Raw genomic sequence first — 18,695 nt, 5'->3', positions numbered from 1 at the left:
GATACCGGACAGGTCCCGCCCGGTATCCCGGACCAAGATTCAGAAGCCGGCCCGCACCCGCCGGTAACCGCCGCCGTGGCCCTTGGTGGCCCGCTTGGCCTCGTACATCGCGGCGTCCGCGCCCCGCATCAGGGCCTCGTAGTCGGTGGCGTCGTCGGGATAGAGCGCGATGCCCACGCTGCCGCCGATCGAGACCTCGGCGCCGTCGATCGCGAAGGGGCGGCGCAAACGGTCGCAGATGCGCTCGGCCACCGCGCCGGCCACGTCCTCGTCGGCCTGCCGGGTGAGCATGATGGCGAACTCGTCGCCGCCCAGCCGGGAGACCACGTCGCCGTCGCGGACGGCGCCGAGCAGGCGCTTGGCCACCTGCTGCAGCAGCGCGTCGCCGGCCTGGTGGCCCGCGGTGTCGTTGACCTGCTTGAAGCCGTTGAGGTCGAGCAGCATCAGGGCCACCCGGTCGCGGGTCTCCCCGGCCTCGCGGACGGCCCGCTCGGCCCGGTCGATCAGGTGGGTGCGGTTGGGCAGGCCGGTGAGCGAGTCGTGGAAAGCCTGGCGGCTGAGCTCGGCGACGTGCGCCTGCGCGGCCTGCCGCATGCCGGCGCTGTCGATGATCAGGCCGCCCTCGACCGACAGCTGATCGGCGAGGATGCGGTCCCGGGCGGTCCACTCGCGGGGTGCGCCCGAGTCGCCACACATGATCATGCCGACCGGGCCCTGGGCGGACATCAGCGGCATGGCGGCGAACGACTTGAGCTTCATGAGCAGGGCGAGGTCACAGGGGCGTACGACCGAGGTCGCCGAGTCGTTGGCCAGCACGATTTTCCCGTCCCGCACCGTCTGCCACACCGGCGACTCCTCGGCGGACCGGCCCAGCAGCTCGGCGATCGTCGCGTCGCCCTCGGGCAGTCCGACGCTGTGCGCCGAGCGGACCGTGCCGTCCGGGTCGACGAGGATGACGGCGGCGTGCTCGGTGCGGAACCCCTCGGCGGCCGAGGCGGCCAGCAGGCCGGCGGCGTCCTCGACGCCGGCGGCGGCCATGCCCTGCTCGAAGAGGCGGCGGATGATGCTGGTGGTGTGCGAGACGAACTGGCGCTGCTTCTCGGCCGCCAGGCCCTGCAGCGTGGTCGCGAAGTGCAGGGCGAGCGGAGCCAGCACGTCGGGGCGCAGGGCGTCGAGGCCGGCTCCGGTGAGCAGCAGGACGCCGACGGTCTGCCCGCCGATGCGCAGCCGCACGGCCATCTGCCCGCCGCTGAGCAGCGGCTTGGCGCCGGCCGCCAGGCGGAAGACCTTGCCCGCGGTCAGCGCGTCGCGACGGCCGGGCTCGCCGACGCGAGCGGTGACGGTCAGCAGGCCGGTCTCGGAGTCGAGCTCGAACACGGTGGCCGCGGTGAGACCGGCCGCCTCGCGCAGGTGCGGCACGCAGAGGTCCAGCACGTGCTGGACCGAGGGCGTGTCCTTGGTCATGAACGAGACGAGGTCACCGAGCAGGGCGTCCTGGGGGTCGTCCCCGAGGACGACGCCCGCCGGTCCCACGCCGCTGCTCATGCTCATGCCAGAAAGGTCGGCACCCGGGCGACGGGCTTGACGAGCAGGCGGTCGCAGTTCGGGTGCAGGTCGGCCCGGCCGACGCGGTGCCCGAACACCCACGCCCCCAGCTCACGCGGGACAAGAGGCAGAACCTCAACGGCGGGTGGAGATCAGGGACCTGTTCGCGGCCGGCCAACAGCCGTCGGATCCTGCGCCGGAAGCCGTGCCTACGAGATGGTCGATTCCGAGGTGGCCGTCCGGCGGCGGGCCTCGGCGACGTCGGCCATCAGCTCGTCCCAGTCGGGGTCGGAGCGCAACGGAGCGACGCCGGACGGACCGCCGACGCGCGCGTTGGCGTACTCCCACCACGCGGCCACCCGGACGGGCCAGAGGCCGACCCGCATCGCGCCGGCGAGAAAGCAGCGATGGGCCAGCAGGGTCGCGGCCAGGGTTTCCGGTTCCAGGTCGAGCGCCGGGTCGTCGATGGCCTTGCCGAGGGCGCGCACGTCGCGGTGCATCTCGGAGTATGAGATCAGGTTGGGCATGGCCGGCAGTTGCCGGTGGGCGCCGGGCTGGACGAGGTCGTCGGCGTAGGCGGGGTTGAACACCATGTCGTCGACGGTCACGATGAGCGGCAGCACGGCGCGGCCGTCGCGCACGTCGAGTTGCACCGCGGCCGCGCGGGTGGGCACGAAGACCGGCTCAGCAGCCAGAATCTCGTCCGGATCCAGCCGCGCGGTGTCGCCCAGCGCGGGCATGTGGATCGCCAGGAGCCCCCGGCGAACGCTGACCTCGACCCCCGGAACCTCGGCCAGCGCCTCGGTGACCTCCCATACCTGCACGCGTCTGTTATACGCGATCCCCACAAGATGAGCCCGTTGTTAACAGACGATTGCGGTGGGAGCGCTCCCATGTCATGCTGTCGAAACAGCCGGGGAGCGATGCCCCTCGATGTATCCCCGGCTTATCCCCGGGCGCTACGGGCGCCGCCGCATGTCTCGAGGAGCCACCACATGAGACCTGTCCTCATCCGCGGTCTGACCGCGGCTGCCGCTGTATCGCTCGTCTCCGGCCTCGGCGTCTTCGCCGCGACCAGCGCGAGCGCCGCGGCCGGCTGCCGGGTGGACTATACGGCCAACAGCTGGAGCAACGGCTTCACCGGGTCGGTCAGCGTGACCAACCTCGGTGACCCGATCTCCGGCGGCTGGCGCCTGACCTGGGCCTTCCCCGGCAACCAGCAGGTCACCCAGGGCTGGAGCGCCACCATCACCCAGTCCGGCCAGAACGTGACGGCGGCGAACCCGTCCTGGGCGGGGTCGCTCCCGACCAACGGCAACGCCACCTTCGGCTTCAACGCCAGCTACTCGGGCACGAACACCGCGCCCACCACGTTCTCGCTGAACGGCACGGCGTGCACCGGCGCCACCGGCCCGTCGACCCCGCCGACGACGCCGCCCACGACGCCTCCCACCACCCCGCCGACCACTCCGCCGACGACGCCGCCGCCGACCGGCAGCAAGGTCGACAACCCGTACGCCGGGGCGCGCGGCTACGTGAACCCGGAGTGGAAGGCCAAGGCGGAGGCCGAGCCCGGCGGCAACCGGGTCTCGAGCAACCCGACCGCGGTCTGGCTCGACCGGATCGCCGCGATCGAGGGCACCGACGACAGCAGCTCGAACGGCTCGATGGGCGTTCGTGACCACCTGGACGCGGCCCTCGCGCAGAACGCCGGCTACATCCAGTTCGTGATCTACAACCTGCCCGGCCGGGACTGCTCCGCGCTCGCCTCCAACGGTGAGCTCGGCCCGGACGAACTGCCGCGTTACAAGGCCGAGTACATCGACCCGATCGCCGCGATCCAGTCCGACCCGAAGTACGCGGCCCTGCGGATCATCAACATCATCGAGATCGACTCGCTGCCGAACCTGGTCACCAACACCTCCGGCCAGGCCGGCGGCACGGCGACCTGCGACACGATGAAGGCCAACGGCGGTTACGTGCAGGGTGTCGGCTACGCCCTGAACAAGCTGGGCGCCCTGCCCAACGGCTACAACTACGTCGACGCGGCGCACCACGGCTGGATCGGCTGGGACTCGAACCTCGGCCCCACCGCCGACATCATGCTCACGGCCGCCCAGGCCTCGGGCAGCGTCAACAACGTCAACGGCTTCATCACCAACACGGCGAACTACTCGGCGCTGCGGGAGCCTTTCGTCCAGCCGACCACCACCGTCGGCGGCCAGAGCGTCCGGCAGTCGAAGTGGATCGACTGGAACCAGTACACCGACGAGCTGACCTTCGCCCAGGCGTTCCGCCAGAAGCTGGTCTCGATCGGCTTCAACTCCAACATCGGCATGCTGATCGACACCAGCCGCAACGGCTGGGGTGGCTCGGCCCGCCCGACCGCGGCCAGCTCCTCCACGGTCATCGACACCTTCGTCGACGAGTCGCGCATCGACCGCCGGATCCACGCCGGCAACTGGTGCAACCAGTCCGGCGCCGGCCTGGGCGAGCGCCCGACCGCGGCCCCGGCCAGCGGCATCGACGCCTACGTCTGGGTCAAGCCCCCGGGCGAGTCGGACGGCTCCTCCAAGCTGATCCCGAACGACGAGGGCAAGGGCTTCGACCGGATGTGCGACCCGACCTACACCGGCAACGCCCGCAACGGCAACAGCCTGACCGGCGCCCTGCCGGACGCGCCGATCTCCGGCGCCTGGTTCTCGGCTCAGTTCCGCCAGCTGATGACCAACGCCTACCCGCCGCTCTCCTGACGGGTAATTAGGACCGCCGGGCCCCGCTCTAACCCACGAGGAGCGGGGCCCGGTGTTATGAAACCAGGTAAAAAGGACAGGTGGACATCAGCAAGGTCGCCTGGACAACTGCCGGTCGTCGCCTCACCGCGGCGGCCGGCAGCGTCGTGGGGGAGCGGTACCAGGACAACTACGACGTCGTGCACCTGGAGCCGGGCGGCCCGCTGGCGGTGGTGGCCGACGGCCTCGGCTCGGGGCCGGGCAGCACGGTCGCCGGGGCCACGGCGGTCGAGGTCTTCGTGCGCGAGGTGCTGGTGGGCGACTCGCCGGGCGCGCTGCGCGGCGCCGTCTCGCAGGCCCAGGATTCCGTACGCCGGGCCGGCAGCAACCTCGACGAGCTGACCGGCAGCACGCTGACCGCCTTCGTGGCCGCCGGCGACGACCCGGCGGCCTGGATCGTCCACCTCGGCGACTCCCGCGTCTACCGCCTGCGCGACGGCCTGCTCGACCTGCTGACGGTCGACCACACGATCAACTGGCTCGGCGTGCTGCACGGCTGGTTCGCGGCCGACTCGGACGAGGCCAAGGCCGCCCGCTACCGGCTCACCCGGTACGTCGGCCACCCCGACGCCTCCGAGCCCGACCTGCTCAACGTCACCCTGCGGCCCGGCGACGTCTACCTGCTCTGCACCGACGGCGTCTCCGACCAGCTCACGTACGAGCGCCTGACCCGCATCCTGGCCACCGACGACCCCGCCGCGGCCGCACACACCCTGCTCGACGACACGCTCACCGCAGGCGGCGCCGACAACGCCACCGCCGTGGTCATCCGCGTCGAGCGCTCGGTGGACTGACGCCGGCGCCGGCTGGATCTAGCGGCGGTGCCGGTCCGGCATGTTGTAGAAGCCGGTGGGCATGGCGGGCGCCTCGGCCTGCAGCAGCTGGCGGCGATTACGCGTACGCAGGCGCAGCAGCATGCCGACGCCGAGGAACACCATCAGGGCGCCGACGATCAGGCCGATGCCGAGCACGTTCGAGCTGCTCGAGGCCGGGTTGAGCGCGGCCGCCCCGGCCGAGGTCGCGTCCGCCGCCGGCTCGTCGGCCGCAGCCGCCTGCTCCTCGGGGGCCGGCTCCGTCTCCTCCGGAGTGGGGGAGGGGGTCGGGCTCCTGGTCGGCCTGGCCGCGACCGGGCTGACCACCTGGGCCTGCGAACCGGTCGAGCTGAGCAGCCGGCCGGCGCCGTCGAAGGCCTGTGCCCGGAAGGTCACCTCGCCGTTGTCGGGGCCGGTGAAGGCGACGCTCCACTGGGCGGTGACCGTGCGGTCGCGGCACAGCTGCCCGGGGTCGAGGCGCTCGTCGACCACGGTGGCCGCCTCGTCCTGAACTTCGGCCCGTACGGGGAAAGCCTGGCCGTTCTCGACCCGGGTGACCCGCACCTGGTCGAGGCTGACGCCCTCGGTCTCGATGGTCAGCGCCCAGCGCACCTTGAGGCAGCGGCGGCCCCGGTCGGTGGAGGCGACCGCGGTGTAGGTCTTGGCGTCCTTGCCGATCGTGAACGTCGACGGGGCCTGGCCGACCTTCACCTCGAAGCCGGGCACGTCGGCCGACGCCGGTGCCCCCCATGCCGCCAGCGTCACCACAAAGACCAGGACGAAGACAGCGCTGATCCGGCCCGTGCTCATCCGAGCAGAGGCCCGGGTCAGGTGTCGCATGCCGATCATCTCCTTCTCGCCCGGCAGTCGATACGCCTGCACAGGAGATGGTTCGCAGATGCGGGCCGAAAGGTTCACCGGGTGCGATGAGTCACTGAGCCGTAACGGCCTGGTTGTCACTCGGCCAATAGTTTCTTTGACGTGTCTTCGCAGCTCAGGCCCGGTTCGACGGGTCCCGCTGGAAAGAAGCCGACAAAAGTCGACCCGGGCGTTCATCCGATCCCGCCCGCGGCACGTAGTTGGGGGATGGGCAGAGACCGGCCGAACGCCGACCGCTGCCCGGCAACAACCTGAAGCAGGGGGCATTCCCCACGGATGCCGGCGTCCCACCGCCCACGGGACGTCACCGCTGCGGAGAACGAGGAGTCAATGGCCAGGACGAAGAACAACGAGCGATCCGCCAGTCGTGTGGCCGTCGATGTCGGAGCTACCGGAAAAGGCGCGCCCTCCAGGGGCGCGGTGGCGATACTCGCCGTGAGCGTGATCGCGGCCCTCTGGGCGGTCGCGATGATGACCAAGCCGGGACGTGTCGGGTACGTGTACGTCTTCTACTACACCGAGTACTACATCGGCGTGCTGACGCTCGTATCCCTTTCCATCACGATCATGGTCGGCCTCGTCTCCACCGACCGGCTGGTCCTGTCGATCCGGCAGCGGGTGCTACTGCAATCCGCGCACCGGACCACCGGCGTCATCGCGGTCACCTCGCTCGTGCTGCACGTCTGGATGAAGGTCGTCGAGAAGCACGCCTCGCTCATCGACGTGTTCATCCCGTTCCTCCAGCCCGGTCAGTTCAGAGTCTGGATCGGCTTCGGCACGATCTCGGGCTGGGTCATGATGCTGGTCATGTGGACCGGCATCGCACGCTCGCGGTTCGTCGGCCGGGGCAGCCCCTGGATGTGGCGTGGCATCCACTCGATCTCGTACCTGATCTGGCCGATCGCCCTGCTGCACGGGCTCAACGCCGGCCGGCCGGCGGCCACCTGGGTCGTCGTGAGCTACATCGTCTGCGTCCTCGGTGTGCTGGTCGGCCTGGCCGTCCGCCTGTCGGTCTCGCTCAACCGCCGCAAGGACTTCTCCTCGACCGCCGCATCGGGTGGCCTGAAGCCGGTCGGCTCGCTGGTGCCCACCACCTCGCCGGCGCTGAAGCGCCCGAGCCGCCGCGCCCGGCCGGCTCCGGTCGAGCCCCAGACGCTCGGCCCGGTCGCCGTCGTCGACAGCTTCCGCCCGGCCGCCAACCCGGTCACCGCCCCGCCCTTGGCCCCGCCGCCGATGGACGAGGACCTGGTCGCCCCCCGCCAGCGCCGTGCCCGCGCCGAGGAGATGTACGACGAGCCCACCGGCATGATGCCGCAGTACGACGAGGACCGTCCGCGTCGCGGCCGCCGGGTCGAGGAAGAGATCGAGTACGACGAGCCGCGCGGCCGCCGCTACCCGGGCGAGGACACGAGCACCCGCATGCGCCGCCCCGAGCTGGAGGACACCGGCGCCCGCATGCGCCGCGACGAGCTGGAGGACACCGGCGCCCGCATGCGCCGCCCCGGCCCGGACGAGACGGGCACGCGGATGCGCGTGGACGACACCGGCACGCGGATGCGCCGCCCCGGCCCCGACGAGACCGGCACCCGGATGCGCCGTGACGAGCTCGAGAACACCGGCGCCCGGATGCGCCGTGACGACTACGAGGAGCCGGCCCCGCGCCGCCGCCGCTACGCCGAGGAGGAGGAGCCCGCGCCGCGCTCGCGCCGCCGGGGCGACATGCCGCTCTCCGAGGAGCCGCTCCGCAGCGGGCGCGACGAGTACGACGAGGTGCCCCGCCAGCGCGGCGGCCGGTACGCCGACGCCCGCTACGCCGACGACTACGAGGTCGCCCCGCCCGGCCGGCGGGGCGAGGACTCGGGACGGCACAGCCGGGCCGGGTTCGTCGACGGCGACGGTTACGTCGAGGCCGACGATTCGCCGACCCTGGTCGACATGGCCCCGCGTCGTCGCGGCCGGGACGAGCCTCCCCGCGTCGACGCCGGCCGGGCAGGCCGCCGCGGCGGACGCGGGCGGGACGACGACGCGGCCGAGGACGGTTACTGGTCGCAGCTGCGAGGGGAAGCGAATTGAGCGCGTCGCAGGTTCCGCCGGTCACCTCGATCGGCACTCCGCGGATCACCGCGGGCTTCGACGAGTACGGCCGTCTCGACCTGGTCGCCCACCAGGAGGTGCACGGCGGCTTCGCGGCCCTGTCCTCCGGCGAGCTGATCGGCCTGGCCGACCGCATCGAACTGCGCGGCCGCGGCGGCGCGGGCTTCCCGTTCGCCCGCAAGGTGCGCGCCGTGCTCGACTCGTGCCGCCGGCAGGAACTCCCGCCGGTCATCGTGGTCAACGCGACCGAGGGTGAGCCCCCGTCCTGGAAGGACAAGGCGGTGCTCACCCGGGCCCCGCACCTGATCCTCGACGGCGCCGCGCTGGCCGCGGCCGCGCTCGACGCCGAGGAGATCGTCATCGGCATCGCCGACGACGGCATCGGTCAGAGCTCGATCACCGCGGCCCTGGCCGAGCGGCGCATGCCGTGCCCGACCCGGATCGTCACCGTGCCGCACCGGTTCATCAGCGGCGAGGGCGGCGCCCTGGTCCGGGGCATCAACGGCGAGGCGCACATCCCGCCCGGTCGCAAGGTGCGTTCCAGCGACAACGGCGTGATGGGGCTGCCCACCCTGCTCTCCAACGCCGAGACGTACTCCCAGCTGGCGATCGCGGCCCGGCTCGGCCCGTGGGAGTACAACGCGGTCGGCATCCCCGAGGAGCCGGGCACGGTCATGCTGACCGTGGGCGGCTCGGCCAGCAACCCGGCTGTGGTCGAGGCACCGACCGGCACCCCGCTCATCGACGTGCTGAACATGTGTGGCGCCGACATCGGCCCCGGCCTGCTGGTCGGCGGCTACCACGGCAAGTGGATCACCGCCGAGGCCGCGCAGACCGTCACCATCTCGCGCAAGGGCTTCGCCTCGGTCGGCGGCACGCTCGGCGCCGGCATGCTGATCCCGATCGGCTCCAAGACCTGCGCGCTGGGCGAGGTCTCCCAGGTCGTGCAGTACCTGGCGGGCGAGTCGGCCGGCCAGTGCGGCCCGTGCCGGCTCGGCCTGCCCGACCTGGCCCGGGCGGTCACCCTGGTCTCGCTCGGCGGCAACGCGGTCGAGAACGTGCGTCAGGCGGCCGGTGTGGTCAAGGGCCGCGGCGCGTGCAGCCACCCCGACGGCACGGCCCGGTTCGCCCTGTCGGCGCTCGAGGTCTTCGCCCGGGAGGTCGAGGCCCACACCAACGGCGAGGGCTGCGGCAAGAGCGTCAAGGGCATCCTCCCGCTGCCGTACACGGCCGAGCAGGGCGCGCGGCGGCTCGCGGTCGACTGGTCGCGCTGCGACGGGCACGGCCTGTGCTCGGCGGTCGCCCCCGAGATCATCCGGCTCGACGCGAACGGCTTCCCGGCGTTCCCGCAGACGCCGCTGCCGCCGTGGCTCGAGAACGGTGCCCGCAAGGCCGTCAACGTCTGCCCGGCGCTGGCCCTGCGACTGACCGAAGAGGCCACCAAGTGAGGCGGCGGGCGTTGCTGGCCGCGACGGCGGGTGTGCTGCTCACCGCCGCCTGCGGCAGTGAACCGGAGGAGGCGGCCTTCGTCGAGCCGCCTCCCGCGGCCGCGCCCGCTCCGTCATCCTCTGCTTCGTCCGGCGCTACGCAGGCTCCGCCCGTCACCGTGCCTGCCACGCTGAAGTTCAGCGGCAAGACGCTGGACGGCAAGCCCTTCGACGCCACCACCCTGGCCGGCAAGCCCACCATCCTGTGGTTCTGGGCCCCCTGGTGCGCCACCTGCGCCAGTGAGGCGCAGAGCGTCCGCGACCTGCAGGACGAGTTCGGCAGCCGGCTCAACTTCCTGGGCATTGCCGGCATGGGCGGCAACCGGGACATGCACCAGTTCGTCAAGGACCTCGAGGTCGGCAACGTGACGCACCTCGACGACCGGGCCGGCCGGATCTGGAAGAAATTCAAGATCACCGAGCAGAGCCTGTACGTCGTTCTGGACCGCGCAGGCACGGTCGTGACCACGGGCTACCTCGACGACCTGCAGCTCACCTCGCAGGTGAAGTCGCTGGTCGCCTGACGTGGGCGGCGAACTGCTGCTGGCGCTGACCGCCGGCATGCTCGGCGCGGTCAACCCGTGCGGCTTCGCCCTGCTCCCGGCGTACCTGTCGGTGCTGGTCGCGGCGGAACCGGGCCGCACGGGCGCCGCCGTCCGGCGCGCGCTCCGGGCCGGTGTGCTCCTGGCTTTCGGGTACGCCGTGGTCTTCGGTGCGTTCGGACTCGTGCTCACCCCGATAGCCGGCGCGTTGCAGCCCCGTCTGCCCTGGCTGACCGTCGTGCTCGGGCTGGGACTGGCCGCGCTGGGCGTCTGGCTCCTCACCGGGCGATCGCTGCCGGCTCCGACCGTACGGGCGCCTGTTCTGACCGGGTCCACCGGTTCGACGGTGCTCTTCGGGATGGCCTACGCCGTGGCGTCGCTCGGCTGCGCGGTCGGCCCGTTCCTCGCCCTCGTGGTGTCGAGCCTGCGTGCCGGGTCGATCGGCTCGGGGGTCGCGCTCTTCCTCGCGTACGCCGGGGGAATGGCCCTGGTCGTCAGCGCGACCGCCGTAGCCGTGGCCCTCGTGCGCGTGTCGGTGATCAGCCGGATGCGCGGGCTGATCGCCATGGTGCCGCGCCTCGGCGGAGCCGTGCTGGTGGTCAGCGGCCTCTACGTGGCCTACTACGGCTGGTACGAGTTGCGCCTGGCCGGCAACCTGCGCCTGGCCGGCACCGACCCGGTGATCAACGCGGCCGCCGAGGTGCAGCGCTGGCTGAGCTCCACGGTCTCGGCCGCAGGAGCGTGGCCGTTCCTGGCCGTCGTGGCCGCGGCCCTGTTGCTGGTGCTGCTGACGAAGAAACGGCCCGCACAAGGCGGGCCGCTCTCCAGCGAAAGAGTTGAGGTCTCGGACTCCGCGACCGCCGCGGAGCGATGAACGCCGTCCGGCCGATCCCCTAGATCATCCGCAGCCCCGGAGCCCACCCTCCCAGGGGGAGGCCCCCGCGACCATTATCGTCTGATCAGAGCGGTCACGTCTTCGGGGCTGTGGACAACGGGTGACTGTGGAAAACGTCGGGCGATCCGCGGAACCTGGTAAGGGTCAGACGGCCGGCGGGTACGGGGAAGTGGCGAAGGCCTGCTTCTCCGACGGCATCAGGATCCAGAGGATCGGGTAGACGAGGATCTGGCTGCCCGGGATGGCCAGCAGGACCACGACGAAGAGCAGCCGGGCCAGCCACGGGTCGATCCCGAAGCGGCGGGCCAGTCCTGCGACGACACCGGCGATGAGCCGGCCCTCGCGCGGCCGGGTGAGGCCCTGGCGGGACATGCTGTCGTGCACGGTGTTCATGGCGTCTCTCTCATTCCTTCTGGCTCGTTCGGCCTGATGTATCCATGGTCGTCCGCGCGGCCGCCCGGCGGCATCGGGATCTGCCCTGGCTCGACCCTGATCCGCCGACCCCGAGAAACCACTTGCTAGAGATATCTTTCTAAAGCATTCTCTAGGAATGACTGACCCGAGCAAGTTGAAGGTCACCGACCCCCGCACCCTGCGGGCGTACGCGCACCCGCTGCGCGTCCGGCTGATCGGGCTGTTGCGCTCCGAGGGTCCGATGACAGCCACTCAGGCGGCGGCCGCCCTCGACGACAACGTGCCCAACTGCTCGTTCCACCTGCGCCAGCTGGCCAGGTACGGCTTCGTCGAGCGGGTGCCGGGCGCCGACGCCCGCGAGCGGCCCTGGTCGGCGACGGCTCGCACCACAGCGTGGGACGACGACAGCGATGACCCGGCCATGCGCGCCGCCGCCGACCAGCTCAACAGCGTGCTGCTCGGACTGTTCACCCAGCGCGCCCAGGATTACCTCGCGGTGCGGGCCGACGAGCCCACCGAATGGCGGGCGGCGGCTGGGTTCGGTGACGCGCTGGTGCACGTGACGCCGGCCGAGCTGCTCGACCTCATCGAGCAGATGGAGGCGCTGACCGCCCGGTTCAGCGAGCGGGCCACCGACCCCGCCACCCGGCCGCCGGGCTCGCGCCCGGTCGAGCTCATTCAGATGGCGATCCCCCGCGGCCCGGCGCCGGCCACAGACGGCGCAGTCCCGCCGGGCTCAGCGTCGCTCGAGAGCGGTGCGAATTCTCCGGGCTCAGCCTCGCCCGTGGGTGGTGCGAATTCTCCGGGCTCAGCCTCGCCCGAGGGTGGCGCGGGCTCTCCGGGATCAGCGCCGCCCGACGGGGGTGCGGAGCGATGAGCGCGCCGGTGACGGTGGGCCCGGCGGCGAGCCGGTCCGGGCCGGTTCGGCTGCTGCGCGAGGTGGCGTTCCGGCGGTACTGGTCGGCGCAGACGGTCTCGCTGCTCGGCGACCAGATCACGCTCATCGCCCTGCCGCTGTTGGCCGTGGTCGCGCTCGGGGCCGGGCCCGCGCAAATGGGCTACCTGACGGCTGCGGCTCTGCTGCCCAACCTGTTCCTGTCCCTGCCCGCCGGGGCCTGGGCCGATCGCCGGCCGGACAAGCGGCGGGTCATGATCATCGCGGATGTGAGCCGGGCCGGTCTGCTGCTGGCCGTGCCCGTGCTCTGGTGGGCCGGCGTGCTGACCCTGCCCGTGCTGTACGTGGCCGCGTTCCTGGTCGGCGCGTTCTCGCTGCTCTTCGAGGTGGCGCACGCCAGCCTCTTCGCCTCGCTGGTGCGCCGGGCCGACTACGTCGACGCCAACACGCTGCTCAACGGCAGCCGGGCCGCCTCGTTCGTGGCCGGGCCGAGCGCCGGCGGCCTGCTCGTCCAGTGGCTGACCGCGCCGCTCGCCCTGATCGCCGACGTTCTCACCTACCTGGCGTCGGCCGTCTTCCTGACCCGGGTGCGCGTCCCGGAGGCTCCCGCCGACACCGGCGACGAGATCAGAGGCATGAAGGCGGGTGTGCTGTACGTGGCCCGGTCCGCCGTCCTGCGGGCCATCCTGCTCGGCGCGACGACGCTCAACCTGTTCAACTACATCTTCGCCGCGCTGTTCGTCCTGTACGCGACCACCAGCCTGCACCTGTCCCCGGGAAGCCTGGGCCTGATCATCGGCCTGGGCTCGGTCGGCGGCCTGCTCGGCGCCGCGCTGGCCGGCCCGCTCAGCCGCCGGATCGGCATCGGCCCGTCGGTGATCCTGGGCTTCCTGCTCTTCCCGGCCCCGCTGATTCTCGTCCCGTGGGTGTCCGGCCCGCAGTGGCTGATCTTCATGGTGCTCGTCGTCGCGGAGTTCTTCGCCGCGCTGGGCGTGATGGTCCTCGACATCACCGTCGGCTCCGCCCAGACCGCCGCCACCCCGCCCTCGATGCTGGCCGTGGTGTCCGGCTTCAAACGCACGGTCAACTACGGCATCAGGCCGATCGGCGCCCTGCTCGGCGGCGCGCTGGGCGCCACCATCGGCGTACGCCCGTCGCTGTGGATCGCCACCGTCGGCGCCCTGCTCGGCGCGCTCTGGATCTGGTTCTCACCGCTGCGCACCATGCACGACCTGCCCGAGATCAGTCCTCGGTGATGTCGGCGACGATGACCGTCACGTTGTCGGGAGCGCCGTTCTCGAGCGTGCGATGCACCAGTTCGGCCGCGGCCGTCTTGCGGTCGGCGTTGGTCAGCAGGGTCTCGGCGATCACGCTGTCTTCCACGTAATCGGAGAGGCCGTCGCTGCACAACAGGAAGCGGTCGCCGGGGCGGACCGGGATCATGCGGCCCGCGGGGCGGAACGGGCCGCCCTGCACGGCCTGGGTGACCAGGGCGCGTTGCGGGTGCCGGCGGGCGTCGGCCGCGCTCAGGACGCCCTGGTCGACCAGCGCCTGCACGTAGGTGTCGTCCCGGGTCAGCTGGGTCAGCTCGCCGTCGCGTACGAGATAACAGCGCGAGTCGCCGACGTTGAGCGCCGCCACCCGGTCGTCGGCGAGCAGGATCGCCGTGACCGTCGTGCCCATGCCGTCACGGGCGTCGTCGTCGGCCACCGCCGCCTCGATCCGGCCGTTCGCGGTCTCGAGCGCGGCGATCAGGTCTTGCAGGGGCTCGCCGGTGTCGGGCATCGAGTCGACGACGCTCAGCGACTGCACGAGGATGTCGCTGGCCAGCTCGCCGGCGGGCAGGCCGCCCATGCCGTCCGCCACCACCAGCAGCCTGTTTCCGACGAAGACCGCGTCCTCGTTGTTGGACCGCACGAGGCCCTGATCGGTGGCGGCGACCGCCCGGACAACAAGCGTCATGTGACAAGACTGCCAAAGCCTCGATCAGATGTCTCTAGTACCTCCTGCGTAGTGCGTACGGGAGTTTGTGTTAGTGCGGCGCCCGGCGCTGTGAACTGGGCAAACGCGAAGGGCCGAAAAACCGGTCGCCACACCTGCGAGCTACAGAAGGGGCCCGTCGGGACAAGGAGTGCCGCCGTCGGTGACAATCGTCGTCGTGACGACAGCCATTCATCAGCGCATCGCGTCCGAACTCGGCGTCCGGGACGGCCAGGTCACCGCCGCGGTCGATCTGCTCGACGGCGGGGCCACGGTGCCGTTCATCGCCCGTTACCGCAAGGAGGTGACCGGCGCCCTCGACGACACCCAGTTGCGCACGCTCGAGGAGCGGCTGGGCTACCTGCGGGAGCTCGAGGACAGACGCGCCGCCGTGCTGGAGTCGATCCGCTCGCAGGGCAAGCTCGACGACGCGCTCGAACAGGCGATCCTGGCCGCCGACTCCAAGGCCCGCCTGGAGGACATCTACCTGCCGTACAAGCCCAAGCGGCGTACGCGGGCCCAGATCGCCCGTGAGGCCGGCCTCGAGCCCCTGGCCGACCAGCTGCTCGACGACCCCACGCTCGACCCGAAGGCGACGGCCGCCGCGTTCACCACCGAGGAGGTGGCCGACGTGCAGGCCGCCCTCGACGGCGCCCGGGCGATCCTGATCGAGCGCTTCGCCGAGGACGCCGACCTGATCGGCGAGCTGCGCGAACGCATGTGGACCAGGGGCCGGCTGGTGGCCAAGGTGCGTGAGGGGAAAGAGACCGAGGGCGCGAAGTTCGCCGACTACTTCGACTTCGCCGAGCCGTATGCGAAGCTGCCCTCGCACCGCATCCTGGCCATGTTCCGGGGCGAGAAGGAGGACGTGCTCGACCTGACGATGGAGCCCGAACCCGAGGACGAGTCCACCTTCGAGCCGCGCATCGCCGCCCGCAACAACATCGCCGACCACGGCCGGGCGGGCGACCGCTGGCTGCTCGACACGGTGCGCTGGGCCTGGCGGACGCGGGTCCTCATCCACCTCGGGGCCGACCTTCGCGTACGGCTGTGGCAGGCGGCCGAGGACGAAGCCGTCCGGGTCTTCGCGGCCAACCTGCGCGACCTGCTGCTCGCCGCCCCCGCGGGAACCCGGGCCACCATGGGCCTCGACCCCGGATTCCGTACGGGCGTGAAGGTGGCCGTGGTCGACGCGACCGGCAAGGTCGTCGCGACCGACGTGATCTACCCGCACGTCCCGCAGAACAAGTGGGACGAATCGATCCACCGGCTCGCGGCCCTGGCCAGCAAGCACAACGTCGACCTGATCGCGATCGGCAACGGCACCGCCTCGCGCGAGACCGACAAGCTCGCCGGTGACCTGATCAAGCGCCACCCCGAGGCCAAGCTGACCAAGGTGATGGTCTCGGAGGCCGGGGCGTCGGTGTACTCCGCTTCCGCGTACGCGGCCCAGGAGCTGCCCGGCATGGACGTGTCGCTGCGCGGGGCCGTCTCGATCGCCCGCCGCCTGCAGGACCCCCTCGCGGAGCTGGTGAAGATCGACCCGCGCTCGATCGGCGTCGGCCAGTACCAGCACGACCTGTCCGAGTCCAAGCTGTCCAAGTCGCTCGACGCGGTCGTGGAAGACTGTGTGAACGCGGTCGGCGTGGACGTCAACACCGCCTCGGCGCCGCTGCTCTCCCGGGTCTCCGGCATCGGGGCGGGCCTGGCCGAGAACATCGTGCTGCACCGCGACTCGAACGGGCCGTTCAAGAACCGCGGGGAGATCAAGAAGGTGGCCCGGCTCGGTCCCAAGGCGTTCGAGCAGTGCGCCGGCTTCCTCCGCATCCCGGACGGCGACGACCCGCTCGACTCGTCCGCGGTGCACCCGGAGTCGTACCCGGTGGTCCGCACGATCCTGGCTTCCGCGGGAACGGACATCAAGTCGCTGATCGGCAACAGCCCGCTGCTGAAGGCGTTGCGGCCCGAGAAGTTCGTCACCGACACGGTCGGCGTGCTGACCGTCACCGACATCCTGCGGGAGCTGGACAAGCCGGGCCGCGACCCGCGCCCCGGCTTCACCACGGCCACCTTCGCCGAGGGAGTCGAGAAGATCGGCCACCTCAAGCCGGGCATGGTGCTCGAGGGCGTGGTCACCAACGTGGCCGCGTTCGGCGCGTTCGTCGACATCGGCGTCCACCAGGACGGGCTCGTGCACGTGTCGGCGCTGTCGAACACGTTCGTCAAGGACCCGCGCGAGGTCGTGAAATCGGGCGACGTGGTCAAGGTGCGCGTGGTCGAGGTCGACGAGGCGCGCAAGCGGATCTCGCTGACCATGCGGCTGACCGACGAGCCGTCCCGCAAGCCGCGCGACGACCGCCCCAAGCAGGGCGGCGGCCAGGGCGGCCAGGGGCAGGGGCGCCCCCGGCAGCAGGGCGGCCAGCCGCGTCAGGGCGGGCAACCGCGTCAGGGCGGCGGCCAGCGGCAGCAGAAGCAGCAGCCGCCGGCCAGCTTCAACGGCGGGGCGATGGCCGACGCGCTGCGCCGCGCGGGCCTGTCGAAGGACTGATCGGGATCAGCGGGGACCGGGCCGGCCCGGTTCCCGCACCTCGATGTGGTCGAACGCGACCTCGGCCGACCCGGAGTCGGGTGTGTCGCGGTCGAGGAAGACGCCCAGCAGCACCCGGTTGCCGGTGATCTCGGCGTCGCCCAGCGGCGCCTCGCCCAGCGCCACCCCGTCGCGCGACACGGTCACCACGTCGCCGGCTACGTGCAGGCCGATGCGCACCGGCGGGCCACCCACCTGGATCGGGTTGTCGAGCGGCAGCGTACGGGTCACGCTGACCTCGGCGCTCTGGTGCGTGCCGACGAAGACGTTGTCCTGGCAGACGCGGACGAGGTGCCCGCCGCGCGGCAGCTTGAAGTGGTACCAGATCGCCGCGCACGCCCCGTCGCTGACCAGCCGGACGCCGACGTCGATGCTGAGGTCGTCGGGCAGCGTGTCCTGCGGGCCGCGGCACTTGTAGAGCGGCTTCCCGTCGATCCGGACGTGCAACTCGCCGCCGGTGAACACGCACGACGACTTGCCGTCGGGCTCGGTCTTGGCCAGCCACAACCGGTTCCGGTCGAGATCGTCGGCGAGCAGTAGCGGGCCCGCGGGCGGCAGCGGCGACACGGTTGCCGGGACGGTCGTGCCCGGGCCGGCCACCTGATCGGCGGGCGAGCCGAAGACCAGCATCATCGTGCCCGCGATCACGGCCATCACCAGCAGCGCGATCGCGGCCGGCAGGAACCAGCGGCGGCCGCGGCGCTCCTGGTCCGGCTCGACCATGCCCGGCACGGCCGACACCGGCACGGTCGGCCCCTCGGGGGTGGGTGGCTCGCCGGGGGCGGGCGCCGTCAGCAGGCCGGTCACCGACTGGGCCTGGTTGGCGGCGGCGCGCAGGTCGGGCTGACCGGCCAGGGCGGCGGCGGTGGCGGCGGGCCGGGACGGGCCGGCCACCAGCATGTCGAGCAGTTCGCGGGCGGAGGGCCGGTCGGCCGGGTCCTTGCTCAGGGCGTACGAGACCAGCTCGCGCAACGGACCGCCCAGGCCGGACAGATCGGGCTGCTGTGTGAGGATGCGCCCGGCCGTGGCCAGCGGCGAGTCGCCGCCGAACGGGGTGCGCCCGGTGCCCGCGTACATCACCACGCCGCCCCACGCGAAGATGTCGGCCGCGGCGGTCAGCGGCACCTCGGCGTCCCCGAACCGCTCGGGCGCCATGTAGGCCACGGTGCCCATCATGAACTCGGGCGCGGTGTTGCCGGTGGCGGTGCCCCCGACGGCCCGCGCGATGCCGAAGTCGATCACCTTGGGCGTGCCCGGCGCGAGCAACACGTTGCGCGGCTTGAGATCGCGGTGGATCACCCCGGCCCCGTGGATCGCGGTGAGCGCGGTCGCCACGCCGATCGCGACACTGTGGAGGTTGGCCGCGGTGAGCGGGCCGCGGTCGTCGACCACCTGCGCCAGCGTCGGCCCGTCGACGTACTCGACGACGAGGTAGGGGTGTTCCGCGTCGGGGTCGGCGTCCAGCACCTCGGCCGTGCAGAACGGGGGCACCTGCCGGGCGCGCGCCACCTCGCTGCGGAACCGACGGCGGAACTCGTCGTCCGGCGACAGGTCGGCCCGCACCACCTTGACCGCGACCTGTGCCCCCGCAGCCGTCCTCGCCAGGTAGACGGTGCCCATGCCGCCCTCGCCGAGCCGGCCGACGAGCTCGTACGAGCCCAGCCGGGCCGGATCGTGCGGACGTAGTGGCTCCGGACGCATGACCGCCCCCAGTCCCGGAGAAATCAGAAGCCGTCACTGTATCGGGTGGTGTCTCGGCTCCTGCCTGCGCTG

Annotated in this window: 14 protein-coding genes and 1 pseudogene; 9 read left to right on the top strand and 6 right to left on the bottom strand. The window is 71.8% G+C overall.

Features of this window, described 5'->3' with window-relative positions:
• Positions 1-39: 39 nt before the first annotated feature.
• Positions 40-1,551 carry a sensor domain-containing diguanylate cyclase gene (locus LXN57_RS48090; protein WP_285904732.1) on the bottom strand — a complete coding sequence of 504 codons (1,512 nt, stop codon included), beginning with the start codon at positions 1,549-1,551 and terminating at the stop codon, positions 40-42.
• A 203-nt stretch (positions 1,552-1,754) separates the two neighbouring features.
• Complete coding sequence (locus LXN57_RS41795) at positions 1,755-2,369, bottom strand: hypothetical protein (protein ID WP_251803852.1); 615 nt, start codon at positions 2,367-2,369, stop codon at positions 1,755-1,757.
• A gap of 171 nt (positions 2,370-2,540) precedes the next feature.
• Here LXN57_RS41795 and LXN57_RS41790 point away from each other — a divergent pair, with 171 nt between their 5' ends.
• The gene (locus tag LXN57_RS41790; protein ID WP_251803851.1) at positions 2,541-4,298 is read left to right on the top strand and encodes a glycoside hydrolase family 6 protein; all 1,758 of its coding nucleotides are present in this window, start codon (positions 2,541-2,543) and stop codon (positions 4,296-4,298) included.
• A gap of 80 nt (positions 4,299-4,378) precedes the next feature.
• Positions 4,379-5,131 (top strand): PP2C family protein-serine/threonine phosphatase, encoded by a 753-nt coding sequence (locus tag LXN57_RS41785; RefSeq protein ID WP_251803850.1) that lies wholly within the window; start codon positions 4,379-4,381, stop codon positions 5,129-5,131.
• An 18-nt stretch (positions 5,132-5,149) separates the two neighbouring features.
• On the opposite strand, the gene LXN57_RS41780 is transcribed toward LXN57_RS41785, so the two are convergent.
• On the bottom strand, positions 5,150-5,989 hold the full coding sequence (locus LXN57_RS41780) for a hypothetical protein (RefSeq protein ID WP_251803849.1): 840 nt from the start codon (positions 5,987-5,989) through the stop codon (positions 5,150-5,152).
• A gap of 474 nt (positions 5,990-6,463) precedes the next feature.
• Here LXN57_RS41780 and LXN57_RS41775 point away from each other — a divergent pair, with 474 nt between their 5' ends.
• Genes LXN57_RS41775 through LXN57_RS41760 form a run of 4 tightly spaced genes read left to right on the top strand, consistent with a single transcriptional unit; the run spans position 6,464 to position 11,025 of the window.
• Complete coding sequence (locus LXN57_RS41775) at positions 6,464-8,101, top strand: translation initiation factor III (protein WP_251803848.1); 1,638 nt, start codon at positions 6,464-6,466, stop codon at positions 8,099-8,101.
• Complete coding sequence (locus LXN57_RS41770; protein ID WP_251803847.1) at positions 8,098-9,570, top strand: NADH-quinone oxidoreductase subunit NuoF family protein; 1,473 nt, start codon at positions 8,098-8,100, stop codon at positions 9,568-9,570. The genes LXN57_RS41775 and LXN57_RS41770 overlap by 4 nt, the downstream gene beginning before the upstream one ends.
• Positions 9,567-10,133 carry a TlpA family protein disulfide reductase gene (locus LXN57_RS41765; RefSeq protein WP_251803846.1) on the top strand — a complete coding sequence of 189 codons (567 nt, stop codon included), beginning with the start codon at positions 9,567-9,569 and terminating at the stop codon, positions 10,131-10,133. Before LXN57_RS41770 ends, LXN57_RS41765 begins: the two co-directional genes overlap by 4 nt.
• 1 nt (position 10,134) lies before the next feature.
• Entirely contained in the window at positions 10,135-11,025 is an 891-nt protein-coding gene (locus LXN57_RS41760) for a cytochrome c biogenesis CcdA family protein (RefSeq protein ID WP_251803845.1), read from the top strand.
• A 165-nt stretch (positions 11,026-11,190) separates the two neighbouring features.
• Here LXN57_RS41760 and LXN57_RS41755 read toward each other — a convergent pair whose 3' ends face one another.
• Complete coding sequence (locus LXN57_RS41755) at positions 11,191-11,439, bottom strand: PspC domain-containing protein (protein WP_251803844.1); 249 nt, start codon at positions 11,437-11,439, stop codon at positions 11,191-11,193.
• A gap of 157 nt (positions 11,440-11,596) precedes the next feature.
• Here LXN57_RS41755 and LXN57_RS41750 point away from each other — a divergent pair.
• Positions 11,597-12,172: pseudogene (locus LXN57_RS41750) on the top strand (winged helix-turn-helix domain-containing protein); the annotation flags it as partial.
• 161 nt (positions 12,173-12,333) lie between these two features.
• Complete coding sequence (locus LXN57_RS41745; RefSeq protein WP_251803843.1) at positions 12,334-13,611, top strand: MFS transporter; 1,278 nt, start codon at positions 12,334-12,336, stop codon at positions 13,609-13,611.
• On the opposite strand, the gene LXN57_RS41740 is transcribed toward LXN57_RS41745, so the two are convergent.
• The gene (locus tag LXN57_RS41740; protein ID WP_251803842.1) at positions 13,598-14,317 is read right to left on the bottom strand and encodes a PP2C family protein-serine/threonine phosphatase; all 720 of its coding nucleotides are present in this window, start codon (positions 14,315-14,317) and stop codon (positions 13,598-13,600) included. The two genes, LXN57_RS41745 and LXN57_RS41740, sit on opposite strands and share 14 nt — an antisense overlap.
• Before the next feature lie 196 nt (positions 14,318-14,513).
• On the opposite strand from LXN57_RS41740, the gene LXN57_RS41735 reads away from it, so the two are divergent.
• Entirely contained in the window at positions 14,514-16,883 is a 2,370-nt protein-coding gene (locus LXN57_RS41735; protein ID WP_251803841.1) for a Tex family protein, read from the top strand.
• 6 nt (positions 16,884-16,889) lie between these two features.
• Here LXN57_RS41735 and LXN57_RS41730 read toward each other — a convergent pair whose 3' ends face one another.
• Positions 16,890-18,623, bottom strand: a complete 1,734-nt coding sequence (locus tag LXN57_RS41730; protein WP_251803840.1) for a serine/threonine-protein kinase — start codon at positions 18,621-18,623, stop codon at positions 16,890-16,892.
• Positions 18,624-18,695: the final 72 nt, after the last annotated feature.

The organism is Paractinoplanes hotanensis (assembly GCF_023717965.1).
GTDB lineage: Bacteria > Actinomycetota > Actinomycetes > Mycobacteriales > Micromonosporaceae > Actinoplanes > Actinoplanes polyasparticus.
Note: the sequence above shows the minus strand (reverse complement) of the source record. Positions and strands in the feature narration are given on the sequence as shown.

Excerpts from the sequence above, each read along its gene's own strand:
- LXN57_RS48090 (WP_285904732.1), bottom strand. The coding sequence starts at position 1,551 with ATGAGCATGAGCAGCGGCGTGGGACCGGCGGGCGTCGTCCTCGGGGAC.
- LXN57_RS41790 (WP_251803851.1), top strand. The coding sequence starts at position 2,541 with ATGAGACCTGTCCTCATCCGCGGTCTGACCGCGGCTGCCGCTGTATCG.
- LXN57_RS41780 (WP_251803849.1), bottom strand. The coding sequence starts at position 5,989 with ATGCGACACCTGACCCGGGCCTCTGCTCGGATGAGCACGGGCCGGATC.
- LXN57_RS41755 (WP_251803844.1), bottom strand. The coding sequence starts at position 11,439 with ATGAACACCGTGCACGACAGCATGTCCCGCCAGGGCCTCACCCGGCCG.
- LXN57_RS41745 (WP_251803843.1), top strand. The coding sequence starts at position 12,334 with ATGAGCGCGCCGGTGACGGTGGGCCCGGCGGCGAGCCGGTCCGGGCCG.
- LXN57_RS41740 (WP_251803842.1), bottom strand. The coding sequence starts at position 14,317 with ATGACGCTTGTTGTCCGGGCGGTCGCCGCCACCGATCAGGGCCTCGTG.
- LXN57_RS41730 (WP_251803840.1), bottom strand. The coding sequence starts at position 18,623 with ATGCGTCCGGAGCCACTACGTCCGCACGATCCGGCCCGGCTGGGCTCG.